The organism is Oryzomicrobium terrae, from assembly GCF_008274805.1.
GTDB lineage: Bacteria > Pseudomonadota > Gammaproteobacteria > Burkholderiales > Rhodocyclaceae > Oryzomicrobium > Oryzomicrobium terrae.
In genome coordinates this window covers 2,190,376-2,202,820 of sequence record NZ_CP022579.1, presented here as the reverse complement: position 1 = coordinate 2,202,820, position 12,445 = coordinate 2,190,376, and the positions used below count along the sequence as shown (strand labels likewise).

General features: G+C 66.9%; 8 protein-coding genes. 3 read left to right on the top strand and 5 right to left on the bottom strand.

From position 1 onward, the window contains the following. Positions 1-38 precede the first annotated feature (38 nt). Entirely contained in the window at positions 39-1,973 is a 1,935-nt protein-coding gene (htpG, locus tag OTERR_RS10020) for a molecular chaperone HtpG (RefSeq protein ID WP_149425660.1), read from the top strand. Between the two features lie 331 nt (positions 1,974-2,304). Continuing rightward, entirely contained in the window at positions 2,305-2,688 is a 384-nt protein-coding gene (locus OTERR_RS10015; protein WP_054621407.1) for a VOC family protein, read from the top strand. A gap of 131 nt (positions 2,689-2,819) precedes the next feature. Here the strand turns inward: OTERR_RS10015 and OTERR_RS10010 are convergent, their stop codons facing one another. Further along, on the bottom strand, positions 2,820-3,209 hold the full coding sequence (locus tag OTERR_RS10010; protein ID WP_054621406.1) for a hypothetical protein: 390 nt from the start codon (positions 3,207-3,209) through the stop codon (positions 2,820-2,822). Positions 3,210-3,448: 239 nt separating this feature from the next. Between OTERR_RS10010 and tfpB the strand changes: the two genes are divergently transcribed. Further along, positions 3,449-5,305: a type IV pilus assembly ATPase TfpB gene (tfpB, locus tag OTERR_RS10005; protein ID WP_149425659.1), complete on the top strand. Its 1,857-nt coding sequence runs from the start codon at positions 3,449-3,451 to the stop codon at positions 5,303-5,305. 328 nt (positions 5,306-5,633) lie between these two features. Here the strand turns inward: tfpB and OTERR_RS10000 are convergent, their stop codons facing one another. The 4 genes from OTERR_RS10000 to OTERR_RS09985 all read right to left on the bottom strand — a co-directional run bounded on the left by OTERR_RS10000 (position 5,634) and on the right by OTERR_RS09985 (position 12,440). Next, the gene (locus OTERR_RS10000) at positions 5,634-8,759 is read right to left on the bottom strand and encodes an EAL domain-containing protein (RefSeq protein WP_149425658.1); all 3,126 of its coding nucleotides are present in this window, start codon (positions 8,757-8,759) and stop codon (positions 5,634-5,636) included. 12 nt (positions 8,760-8,771) lie between these two features. Beyond that, positions 8,772-9,602: a substrate-binding periplasmic protein gene (locus OTERR_RS09995; RefSeq protein WP_246154115.1), complete on the bottom strand. Its 831-nt coding sequence runs from the start codon at positions 9,600-9,602 to the stop codon at positions 8,772-8,774. Positions 9,603-9,795: 193 nt separating this feature from the next. After that, entirely contained in the window at positions 9,796-10,986 is a 1,191-nt protein-coding gene (locus OTERR_RS09990) for a vWA domain-containing protein (protein ID WP_149425657.1), read from the bottom strand. Beyond that, the gene (locus OTERR_RS09985) at positions 10,980-12,440 is read right to left on the bottom strand and encodes a sensor domain-containing diguanylate cyclase (protein WP_149425656.1); all 1,461 of its coding nucleotides are present in this window, start codon (positions 12,438-12,440) and stop codon (positions 10,980-10,982) included. The genes OTERR_RS09990 and OTERR_RS09985 overlap by 7 nt, the downstream gene beginning before the upstream one ends. Positions 12,441-12,445: the final 5 nt, after the last annotated feature.

Sequence of the window (12,445 nt, the reverse complement as noted above, 5' to 3'; positions counted from 1 at the left end):
AAGTCGTGTTCCGTTTCTCATCGTGATCACGTACTGACATGACCACTGCAACTGCCGCCAAAGAAACCCTGGGCTTCCAGGCCGAGGTGCAGCAACTGCTGCACCTGATGATCCACTCCCTCTATTCCAACAAGGAAATCTTCCTCCGCGAGTTGATTTCCAACGCCTCCGACGCCTGCGACAAGCTGCGCTTCGAGGCCATGGGCAAGCCCGAGCTGTTCGAGGGCGACGGCGACCTCAAGGTGCGCCTGTCCTACGACAAGGCCGCCCGCACCCTGACCATTTCCGACAACGGCATCGGCATGAGCCGGGACGAGGCGGTGCGCCACCTGGGCACCATCGCCAAGTCCGGCACCAAGGAATTCTTCTCCAGCCTGACCGGCGATTCCCAGAAGGACAGCCACCTGATCGGCCAGTTCGGCGTCGGCTTCTACTCCAGCTTCATCGTCGCCGACAAGGTCACCGTCATCTCCCGCCGCGCCGGCCTGCCCGCCGGCGAGGGCGTCAAGTGGGAATCCGCCGGCCTGGGCGACTACACCGTGGAAGCGGTGGACAAGGCCGGCCGCGGCACCGACATCGTCCTGCACCTGAAAGAGGGCGAGGACGAGTTCCTCTCCGCCTGGACCCTGAAGAGCCTGGTGCGCAAGTACTCCGACCACATCGTCCTGCCCATCGTCATGAAGAAGGAAGAGTGGGATCAGGAGAAGGGCGAGTCCGTGGTCAAGGACGAGGACGAGACGGTCAACCAGGCCTCCGCCCTGTGGACCCGCCCCAAGGCCGAGATTTCCGACGACGAATACAAGGCCTTCTACAAGCACGTCGCCCACGACTTCGAGGACCCGCTCGCCTGGGTCCATGCCAAGGTCGAGGGCACCAAGGAATACACCCAGCTGCTCTACATCCCCGGCCGCGCACCCTTCGATATGTGGGACCGGGGCCAGGACGGCGGCGTGCGCCATGGCGTCAAGCTGTACGTGAAGCGCGTCTTCATCATGGACGACGCCAAGAAGCTGATGCCGTCCTACCTGCGCTTCGTGCGCGGCCTGGTCGATTCCAACGACCTGCCCCTCAACGTCTCTCGGGAAATCCTCCAGGAAAGCCGTGAGATCGACACCATCCGCGGCGGCTGCGTCAAGCGCGTGCTGGGCATGCTCGAAGGCCTGGCCAACAGCGACGAGCAGACCGACAAGGACAAGTACGCCACCTTCTGGAAGGAATTCGGCAAGGTGCTCAAGGAAGGCGTGGGCGAGGACTTCGCCAACAAGGAGCGCATCGCCGGCCTGCTGCGCTTTGCCTCCACCCACACCGACGCCGCCGACGAGACCGTGTCCCTGGCCGACTACGTGGCGCGCATGAAGGACGGGCAGGAGAAGATCTACTACGTCACCGCCGACACCTTCGCCGCCGCCAAGAACAGCCCCCACCTGGAAGTCTTCCGCAAGAAGGGCATCGAGGTGCTGCTGCTCTCCGACCGGGTGGACGAGTGGGTGGTGGGCCACCTCACCGAGTTCGACGGCAAGCCCCTCCAGTCCGTCGCCAAGGGCGGCCTGGACCTGGGCAAGCTGGAGGACGAGGAAGAGAAGAAGGCCGCCGAGAAGGTCGCCGACGAGTTCAAGGACCTGACCGAGAAGGTCAAGGGGGCCCTGGGCGACAAGGTCAAGGATGTGCGCATCACCCTGCGCCTGACCGATTCCCCGGCCTGCCTGGTGTCCGACGAGCACGACGTGTCCGGCAACCTGGCCCGCATCCTCAAACAGGTCGGCCAGCAGGCCCCGGCCTACCAGCCGATCCTGGAAATCAACCCGGAGCACCCGGCGGTGGTGCGCTTGAAGGGCGAGGCCGAAGCGCAATTCAACGACTGGGCCCACCTGCTGTTCGAACAGGCCATCCTGGCCGAAGGCGGCCAGCTGGAAGACCCGGCCGGCTTCGTCAAGCGCATGAACGCGCTGATGCTGGCCATCTCCGGCAAGTAAGGCGGCGGCAACGTCGGCCGGCCAGCGGCTGGGCCGGCATGACGGATTTTCGGGCATGCCCCGAAAGTCCGCGCCAGACGGGCATCTTCAAGGGGTATCCCTGGAGATGCCCGTTTTCATTGGCGCTTCGGGCAGGGGGGCTGGAGATGGCCGACTGGCGCGGACTTTCAGCCGGGGCAACAGGATTTGCTAAGCTGGCGATCCGGGCACCGCATGCGCTTTACCGCCGGTAAATGGTGTCTGGGGTGTCTGGGATGCCCGGAGTGCCAGGGGCAACCGTTCGGGCACCATCCATAACAGCGACGCCGGCCGCATTCCCCGGAGATACCCCATGCAGATCGACCGCCTCGACCACCTGGTCCTCACCGTCCGCGACATCGACGCCACCTGCGACTTCTACGCCCGGGTGCTGGGCATGGAGTCGGTGACCTTCGGCGCCGGACGCAAGGCGCTTTCCTTTGGCCGGCAGAAGATCAACCTGCACCAGGCCGGCAAGGAGTTCGAGCCCAAGGCCGAGCGGCCCACCCCGGGGTCCGCCGACCTGTGCTTCATCACTGCTACTCCCCTGGAGGCGGCCATGGCCCACGTGCGCGCTGCCGGCGTGGCGATCGTCGAAGGCCCGGTGGCCCGCACCGGCGCCATTGGGCCGATCCAGTCGTTCTACTTCCGCGACCCGGACCTGAACCTGATCGAAGTCTCCAACTACCCGGCCTGAGCGGATTGGCGGCGGTTGCCCCACGGGAGGCTGGGCCTGGGGCGTTCCCCGACACGCAAAACGGCCCGGCGCCATCCTGGGCCGGGCCGTTTCGGTGGGGCACCAGTCCTGCCCCGGAAAAGAACCAATGGCTAGCGGTTGCCCGGGGCCAGATAATCCCGCAGGCACTGCATGTGGGCCGGACCCATCGAGTCCTGGCAGGCCTGGCGGGCCTTCTGGTGGCGCTCGCAGGTGGCGGGGTCAGGGGACTTGGCGCAGTCCGGCGAGACCATCTGGGTTTGCATGCAACGCCGCCGCTCGACGCCATACTTGCCACGGCAGGCTTCCCAGGCCTGCTGGCGGGCGGCCCGGTGCGATTCGCACAAGGCCGGATCGATGGCCCGGCTGCAGTCCATCATGCCGCGCTGGCCGCCACCACGGGGCCCCGGTCCACCACCGGGTCCCGGGCCGGGGCCCGGTTGGGCGAAGGCGGCGCTACAGCCGAGTGCGAGCAGGCAGGCTAGGAGCAGTTTCTTATTCATGGCGGATTCCTTGGTGAAGGACAAAATTAGGCCGGCATCCCGCTATCGGCCACCGTTTAGACTATAGGCCAGCCGATGACGAGGGCAAGGTGGGGGCCGCGCCTGGCATGGATTTACGGATTTACGGCGCCCTGGGCGGGATCAGCGGCGTGGGATGGCTCCAGGCGAGCTATAGTGCGGTAACTGGCTGGACCCGAGCTGTCGTCCTTGGCCTTTTCACCTTTTCTGCCCCCGCCGCCATGTCCTCCGCCGTCACTCCCCCCGCTGCCAATGCCCCCGCTTCGTCCCGTTCCGGCTCTGCCGGAGGAGGGCGGGGCAGTAATTCGGGTCAGCGCCGCCTGACCCTCAACGGGGCGCTCGAATGGCTGGTCAAGGACGGGGTGATCACCAAGGAAGAGGGGGAGCGGCTGGCCCGGGAACGGCGCCTCTACCGGGACCCGGTCCATCCCCTGGCGGTGGTCGCCGACCAGCATTTCAAGGATGCTCGCAGCGGCAAGCCCCTGACCCTGGATGCCCTGGCCGAGTGGCTGGCAGGCCGGGTTAACCTGCCCTATTACCACATCGATCCGCTCAAGATCGACGTGACCACGGTGACCGAGGTGGCCTCCTCGGCCTACGCCAAGCGCTTTGCCATCCTGCCAGTGGAGGTGACGGCCAACGAGGTGGTGGTGGCCACTGCCGAGCCTTACCTGACCGAATGGCAGGGCGAATTGCGCGCGGTCCTGGGCAAGGACATCCGTCCGGTGATCGCCAACCCCCTGGCGATCTCGCGCTTCCTGGTGGAGTTCTATAACCTGGCCCGCTCGGTGAAGGGGGCGCAGAAACGCAAGGGCAGCACGCCGGTGCCCGGCCTGTCCTCCTTCGAGCAACTGGTGCAGCTGGGCAGCAGCAACCGCCAGCTCGACGCCAACGACCAGCACATCGTCCATATCGTGGACTGGCTGCTGCAGTACGCCTTCGAGCAGCGCGCCTCCGACATCCACGTCGAGCCGCGGCGCGACCTGGGCATCGTGCGCTTTCGCATCGACGGGGTGCTGCACCAGGTCTACCAGGTGCCGATGGCGGTGATGACCGCTATGACCAGCCGCATCAAGCTGCTCGGCCGCATGGACGTGATCGAGAAGCGCCGCCCCCAGGACGGCCGCATCAAGACCCTCACCCCGGCCGGCCAGGAGATCGAGTTGCGCCTGTCGACGCTGCCCACCGCCTTCGGCGAGAAGCTGGTGATGCGGGTGTTCGACCCGGAAGTGCTGGTGCGCGACTTCGCCGACCTGGGCTTTTCCGACGAGGACCAGCAGAAGTGGAACTGGATGACCAGCCAGCCCAACGGCATCATCCTGGTCACCGGCCCCACCGGCTCGGGCAAGACCACCACCCTGTATTCGACCCTGAAGCAGCTGGCCACCCCGGAGGTGAACGTCTGCACCATCGAGGACCCGATCGAGATGGTGGAGCCGGCGTTCAACCAGATGCAGGTGCAGCACGGCATCGACCTGGAGTTCGCCGACGGGGTGCGCGCCCTGATGCGGCAAGACCCGGACATCATCATGATCGGCGAGATCCGCGATCTGGCCACCGCCGAAATGGCCATCCAGGCGGCGCTGACCGGCCACCTGGTGCTGTCCACCCTGCACACCAACGACGCCCCCTCGGCGGTCACCCGCCTGCTCGACCTGGGGGTGCCGTCCTACCTGATCAACTCCACCGTGCTCGGCGTGATGGCCCAGCGCCTGGTGCGTACCCTGTGCCCCCACTGCAAGAAGAGCGCCCCCCTGCGCGCCGAAGAAGAGGAGGCGTGGAAGAACCTGGTGGTGCCCTGGCGCGCCACCGCGCCGGCCCAGCTGCCCCACCCGGAAGGCTGCCTGGAGTGCCGCATGACCGGCTACTTGGGCCGGGTCGGCCTGTACGAAATCCTGCTGCTCAGCCCCGAGATGCGCAAACTGATCGTGCCCCAGACCGATATCGCCCGGGTGCGCGATCAGGCTTACCGGGAAGGTATGAAGCCCCTGCGCGTGTCCGGGGCGATGAAGGTGGCGGCAGGGCAGACGACCCTGGCCGAGGTGGTCAAGGTCGCCCCGCCAGCCAATCAGGGCTGAGTTCAACCGCTGCCCTGATCGCTAGGAAAGACGGGCTTCTCCAGAGGGTATGCCTGAAGATCGGCCAGGGGCGCGGCGTTCCGGGGTTGGGGTCTGAAGATCAAGTACTGGCGCGGGGTTTGGCCTGGGAGGCCGGGTAATCACGACAAGGGGGCGGTGCGCGAGTCGGGCCGAAGGATCCGGCACGGTATGGGAAATCGCCAGCGCTGCGGGCTGGGCCGCCTCTGGCCGTCTTGAGCCTCGTGGCAGCCCGTGACGGGCTGACTGCAATGCCGCCGCCTCTCGGCCCGTTCCGGCCAGGATGGCCCGCCCCGGGCAGCCCCGGGGCTCAGGCTGCGGTCTGGCCGCTGGTGGGGGCGCGGCGTTCTGCCTGCAGCAGCTGGGTGACCGCCTCGGCGCTGACCGGCTCGCTGAACAGGAAGCCCTGAAAGGAGTCGCACCCCCGCGATTGCAGGAAGTCGCGCTGGGCCTCGGTTTCCACCCCCTCGGCAAGCACCGTCAAGCCCAGGTCGTGGGCCAGGTGGATGATGGTTTCGGTGATCGTGGCGTCGCCGCTGTGGGTCCCCAGGTCGCAGATGAAGCTGCGGTCGATCTTCAGCTTGTCGATGGGTAGGCGGTGCAGGTAGGCCAGGGACGAGTAACCGGAGCCGAAATCGTCGATCGACAGTTGCACCCCCAGGCGACGTAGCTGTTCGAGCAGTTCCAGCTGTTCGTTGCGGGTTTCGAGGATCAGCCGCTCGGTCACTTCCAGTTCGATGGCGCTGCCGGGCAGGCCGTAGGCCGCCAGGGTGTCGCCGACGGTCTGGATGAAGCCCGGGCGGTAGAACTGGGGGGCGGCCACGTTTACCGCCACGGTGATCGGCGCCAGGCCCAGGTCGCGCCACTGCCGGGCCTGGCGGCAGGCCTCGTGCAGCACCCAGTCGCCGATGGGCACGATCAGGCCGGTTTCCTCGGCCAGGGCGATGAACTCGTTGGGGCTGCGCAGCCCGCGTTGCGGGTCGTTCCAGCGGATCAGGGCCTCGACGCCGATGATGGCGCCGCTGGCCAGGTCCACCTGGGGCTGGTAGAGCAGGGAGAACTCTTCCTTGTCCAGGGCGCCGCGCAGGCCGCACTCGATGGCCAGCCGCTCGGTGGCCTGGGCGGTCATTTCCGGCTTGAAGAAGTGGAAGGCGTTGCGGCCCCGCCCCTTGCTGTAATACATGGCCATGTCGGCGCAGCTGACCAGGCCTTCCACCGTGGTGCCGTCGTCCGGGTACATGGCGATGCCGATGGAGGGCGTGACGATGAGCGGATGGCCGTCGATCACGTAGGGCCGGGAAATGGCCTGGACCAGATGCACCGCCACCCGGGCGGCGGCATCGGTGTCGCCCACCTCGTCGAGCAGGATCAGGAACTCGTCGCCTCCCTGGCGGCAGACCGTGTCGCTGCTGCGCACGCAGGCCGCCACCCGTTGGGCCACTTCCTGGAGCAACTGGTCGCCGACGCTGTGGCCGAGGGAGTCGTTGATCGCCTTGAAACGGTCCAGGTCGATGTCGAGCACCGCCAGGCGGGCGCCGTGGCGGGCCGCCCGGTTGATGGCCTGGGACAGCCGGTCGGCGAACAGGCCCCGGTTGGGCAGCCCGGTGAGGAAGTCGTGCTCGGAGAGGAAGCGGATGCGCGCTTCCGAGGCCTTGCGGTCGGTGATGTCGGAGAAGATCGCCACGTAGTGGGTGAGTTCGCCGGCATCGTTCTCGATGGCCGAGATGGTCAGCCAGCCGGGTAGCAGGTCGCCGTTCTTGCGCCGGTTGGCGATTTCGCCCTGCCAGTAGCCGCGCTGTTCCAGATCGCGCCACATCTGGGCGTAGAAGCTCGGGTCGTGGGTGCCGGAGCTGAGCAGGGAGGGATTTCTGCCCAGCACGTCATGCTCACTGTAGCCGGTGATCTCCTGGAATGCGCGATTGACCCAGACGATCTCGTTCTGCGCATTGGCGATGGCGATGCCTTCGGCGTTGTACTCGAAGATGCGGGTGTAGAGGCGCAGCTGTTCGGCAAAGCCTTTCTGCTCGGTGATATCCATCTGCATCACCACGGCGCCCCCCTGGGCTGCATCGTCTTCTTGCAGCGGCGGGATCGGGTTGCCCAGGATGCGCACCCAGCGAACGTTCGGCGCCGCACCCAGAGACAGTTCGAGGTCGAAGGGCTGGCCGTCGGCGAGCAGCTTTTGCGTTGCGGCGGGGAGCTGGCACTGGCGCTGCTGGCACTTCTGGCCCTGGCAGGCGGCCTCGAAGGGCAGGCAAGGAGGGGAAATTTCGGCGTCATCCTCGCCGTCGGGCGTGTGGCAGGGCGTGCTGGCCTGCCAGGCCGGATTGCCGAACAGGACCTTGCCCTTACGGTCGAGCAGGGCGACGCTGGCCGGCAGCGAATCGAGCACGGTGGCGAGGCGGTGCCGTTCCCGCTCGATGGCGGCGGCTTTTTCCCGCCGCCGGCGCAGTTGCTCCCGTTGCAGTAGTCCCGCCAGTACCAGCAGGCCGAGGAAGGCCGGACCGCCCACCAGCAGCAGGCGCTGGGTTTCCGCGCCCCAGCCGGCCAGCAGCATTTCTTCGGGAACGTGGGCCATCACCAGCACCGGATAACGATGGGAGGCCCGGAACGCCGCCTGGGTCTGGCGACCGTCTTCCAGGCGCTGCATCCCGACGCCGGATTCGCTGTCGCGCAGCCGACTGACGAAGAGGGCGCCGGGCAGGCGCTGGCCGATCAGGCCCTCATCGTTTTCCAGGGTGGAAAAGAGCAGCCGGTTGTCGTAGCGGAACACCCGCAGCACGCCCTGGGTGTCTTCCAGGTTGAGCAGGAACTGGTTGAGGAAAAAGTCCGGATTGACGGCCGCCACCAGGGTGATTTCCGTCCCCGCCGCGGCGTCCCGGCTGTACAGGACGGGGAGGAATTCCTGGCGGATGCGGCGTTCGCTGCGTCCCGACTCCATGGCTGGAACGCCTTCGCCATCGGCGAAATCACGGCCTGCCCACGGAATGGCAATGCGGAAGTCGTCGCCGGCGGTGGCCATGGTCGGCGCCAGGTCGCTCGGTTCGGGGCGGCGGCCGACGTTGGCCGGGTTGCTGCTGGCGACGATCTGCCCCTGGGGGGAGAGCACGTTCAGGGACCGCAGCATCGGCATGTTGGCCAGGGCGCTGCGCAGGATGGCGCTCTGTTTTTCTGCGGTGCTTTCCGCGGCGACCCGGGGGGCCAGGCTGCCCAGGGCCAGTTCGAGCAGTTGCAGGCTCTGGGTCAACTGGTCTTCCGCCAGTCGCGCGTGCATTGCCGCCAGGGCTTCGCCGTGGGCCAACTGGTCGTTGTGCTGGCGCCAGACGAAGTAGCCGACGGTCAGGGACAGCAGCCCGATCAGCAGCGCCGTCACCAGCAGCAGGGGGGAAGCAAAACGGCGCAGCGTGGTGGCGTCGGAGAGGGAAGGCGTGGCCACGGGGATATCTGCTCAGCGGTCGGTGGTGAGCACGATGGGGTCGAGCCCGTAGCGGCGGGCCGCGGTCATCAGGCGGCCATCGCGCTTGATGTCGGACATGAAGCGTTCGACCCGGCCGTACCAGCGGTCATCGCCGGGTTTCATGGCGTAGGCGTAATCGGACAGGTGGTAGGGGGAAGGCGGCGCCACGACCCGGGCCCAGTCGGCAAAGTCCGCCATGCGCCGGCTGTAGGGAAAATCCGTCATGAACACGTCGGCCCGCCCGGCTTCCACTTCCTTCTCCCGCTCATGGGAGGTGGTGGTGACCAGCAGGGTGGCCTGGCGCAGCCGCTCGCGCATGACCGGCTCGTGCAGGGTGCCCTTGGCCACGGCCACCACCACGTCGGGCTGGTCGATGTCGTCCCAGTTCTTGATGCGCCGATTGGCCCGGGAGGTGATGGCGTAGATGTCGCTACGCAGGTGCGGGCGGGTAAAGCGCAGCACGGCGCTGCGGGCCGGGGTGATGGCGATGGCGAACATGGCCAGGTCGCAGCGGTTCTTGAGCAGGTCGTCGGTCAGGGTGGCGAACGAACTATCCACCAGGCGCAGCCGTACCCCCAGGTCCTTGGCCAGTTCCCGGGCCATGTCCGCATCCACCCCGGTGACCTGGCGGGTCTTCGGATTGCGGAAGGAGATGCCGTAGTAGTCGGGCCAGATGCAGACCCGCAGCTCGCCGCGGCTTTGCACGTCGGCCAGACGGTTGCCCTGGGCGGCGGCCGGGCCGGCGATGAGCAGGAGCGCCCCTGCCAGCAGGCAGTGGCGCCAGCAGTCGAAAGCCAGGAGGGAGCGCAGGACGGTGGACAAGGAGCGAGGACTATCGTGAAACCCGGACAGCGGGGGCGAACGGAAATGGCCTTGGCGATGCGCCAATGTCTGGGAGAGCGGCGGTCAAGGCCACGCAGGCCTGGATTTTGCCCCAATAACCCTGCCCCGTCATGATGTGGTTAGCAGGGGCCGGGGTCGCCAGGGCAATCGCGAATTATGACACAGCCGTAGATCAGCGCCCTTTTCCAAGGGCGTGGATGGCCCGGGCCAGCCCGTCCAGGGTAAGGGGGTACATCCGTTCGCCCATCAGTTCGCGCACCATGCGCAGTGAATGACTGTGGGGCCAGTGGGCTTCGGGCACCGGGTTGAGCCAGACCGCATGGGGAAAAGCCGCCAGCATGCGCTTCAGCCACGCGGCGCCGGGCTCCTCGTTCCAGTGCTCGACACTGCCGCCGGGCTGGACGATCTCGTAGGGGCTCATGGTGGCGTCGCCGACGAAGATCAGCCGGTAGTCGGATGGGTAGGTGTGCAACACCTGCCAGGTGGCGATGCGTTCGTCGTGGCGGCGCCGGTTGTCGCGCCACAGGCTCTCATAGACGCAATTGTGGAAGTAGTAATGTTCCAGGTGCTTGAACTCGCTGCGGGCGGCGGAGAACAGTTCCTCGCAGACCCGGATGTGGTCGTCCATGGAGCCGCCCACGTCGAGGCAGAGCAACACCTTTACCGCGTTGTGCCGTTCCGGGCGGAGATGCAGATCCAGGGTACCGGCGTTACGCGCCGTTCCCTCGATAGTGGCATCCAGGTCCAGTTCGGTGGCGGCGCCTTGCCGGGCGAAGCGGCGCAGCCGGCGCAGGGCTACCTTGATGTTGCGCGTGCCCAGTTCCACGTCGTCAGCCAGATTGCGGAACTCACGCTTTTCCCAGACCTTCACCGCGGTGCGGTTGCCGGCCGAAGGGCCGCCGATGCGGATGCCTTCCGGGTGGTAGCCGCCGTGACCAAAGGGCGACGATCCGCCGGTGCCGATCCACTTGCTGCCGCCGGCATGGCGCTCCTTCTGCTCGTCGAGCCGTTCCTTGAGGCGCTTGAAGAGTTCGTCCCAGCCGAGCTTTTCCAGCTGGGCCCGTTCCTCGGCGGAAAGGACGCGCTGTGCAAGCAGCTTCAGCCACTCCTCGGGCAAGGTCCGCGCCAGAGCGGCGCTAGGGTCAGGCAGGGCGGCGATTCCGCGGAAGTACTCCCCGAAGGCAGCGTCGAACAGGTCGTAACGGGCTTCGTCCTTGACCAGCACGGTACGGGCGAGCAGGTAGAAATCATCGCTGTTGGCGGTGATGACCCGGGCCTCCAGAGCTTCCAGCAGGGTCAGGAATTCGGTAAGGGAAACCGGCAAGCCGCGCTGCTTGAGGTGGAGGAAAAAATCGATCAGCACTGCTGGGGTACCGCGGTGGTGGAGGGCTCCAGGGGGATTGCCGGCAACGCTTCGGCCAGGCGCAGGCGGTTACGCCCCGCGGCCTTGGCGGCATAGAGGGCGGCGTCGGCCGCCTGGATCAGTTCGTCCCGGGTGGTGCCGTGACCGGGGAAGAGGGCGATGCCGCCGGATAGGGTGGCCGAGAGCAGGTGCTCGCCGAACAGCACCGGCTCGCTGGCGAAGGAGCGGCGCAATTCCTCGCAACGGGTCTGGGCATCGTCGAGGCCCATGTTGGGCAGCACCAGGATGAATTCTTCGCCGCCGTAGCGGCAGAGCAGGTCGCCAGTGCGTGAGTTGCGCCGCAGGGTGCCGCCCAGGCGGCGGATCACCTCGTCGCCGGCCTGGTGGCCGTAGGTGTCGTTGAGGCGCTTGAAGTGGTCGATGTCGAGCATCACCACGGTGACCGGATAGCCCTGGCGCCGGGCACGGGCCAGTTCGCCGTCGAGGATCTCGTCCAGGTAGCGACGGTTGAACAGCCCGGTGAGGGGGTCCCGTACCGCCTGCTCGCGCAGTTGCGCCTGCAGGCGCTGGTTTTCGGCGAGCTGCTGCTGCAGGTCCAGGTTGGCGGCGAGGAGGGAGCGCTCGGCGCTGTTTTGTTCGGTGATGTCCACCAGGGTCCACAGCCCGTGGCTGCCCATGTCCACGTAGACGAATTCCAGGTCCCGCTCTTCGCGGCGCGGGTGATAGCAGACCGCTTTCAACTCCATGCGATCGCTCGAACCGTTGGCGCCGTTGCCGACCTGGTTGCGGCGCTTCCGCGCCTGGTTCGTCAGGCGGGTCAGGTGTTCGGAGGCAAAGGTCCGGTAGTCCTTGTCGGGAAACAGGGTGCGCCACCAGTCGCGGCGGCGGAATTCGTGCAGTGACAGGCCGAACAGGGCCTGGCAGGCGTGGTTGATGAACTCGATGCGGCCTTGCTGGTCGGTCTGGATCACGGCGATCGGCAAGGCGTCGAACAGGCTGCGCAGGAAGGCTTCCCGAGAGCGGGTGGCTTCGGCAACGATGCGCTGCTGGTGCACGTCGTGGAAGGAAACGATGATCGCCTCTTCGTCGCCGAAGCGGCAGCGTTGGGCCGACAGGTGGGCCCAGAACTCCCGTCCGCTGCGGCTGCGGAAGCGCAGGTCCTTGTCGGTGACCTGGCCCGCCAGGAGCAGCTCCTGGATCATCTCGGCCCGTTCCTCCTGGTGGGCGTAGAAGCTCGTCGACGCCAGGTTGTGCAGGTCCAGGCCACGGATCTCCAGCAGATCCTCAGCACGGCGGTTGCAGTAGAACAGGGCGCCGTCGCTCAGGCGGGAAACCGTCACCGGGACGGGGAACACTTCCAGCAAGGCGCGGGCGCGGGCATCCGCCGTGTCGATGTCGGCGGAGTCGCCGGGGCGGCCGTGCTCGGGGGCGAGATCGAGGAGGTCGGTGAGCATGGGAG

Coding starts and splice junctions, on each gene's coding strand:
- tfpB (WP_149425659.1), top strand. CDS start 3,449: ATGTCCTCCGCCGTCACTCCCCCCGCTGCCAATGCCCCCGCTTCGTCC.
- OTERR_RS10015 (WP_054621407.1), top strand. CDS start 2,305: ATGCAGATCGACCGCCTCGACCACCTGGTCCTCACCGTCCGCGACATC.
- htpG (WP_149425660.1), top strand. CDS start 39: ATGACCACTGCAACTGCCGCCAAAGAAACCCTGGGCTTCCAGGCCGAG.
- OTERR_RS09985 (WP_149425656.1), bottom strand. CDS start 12,440: ATGCTCACCGACCTCCTCGATCTCGCCCCCGAGCACGGCCGCCCCGGC.
- OTERR_RS10010 (WP_054621406.1), bottom strand. CDS start 3,209: ATGAATAAGAAACTGCTCCTAGCCTGCCTGCTCGCACTCGGCTGTAGC.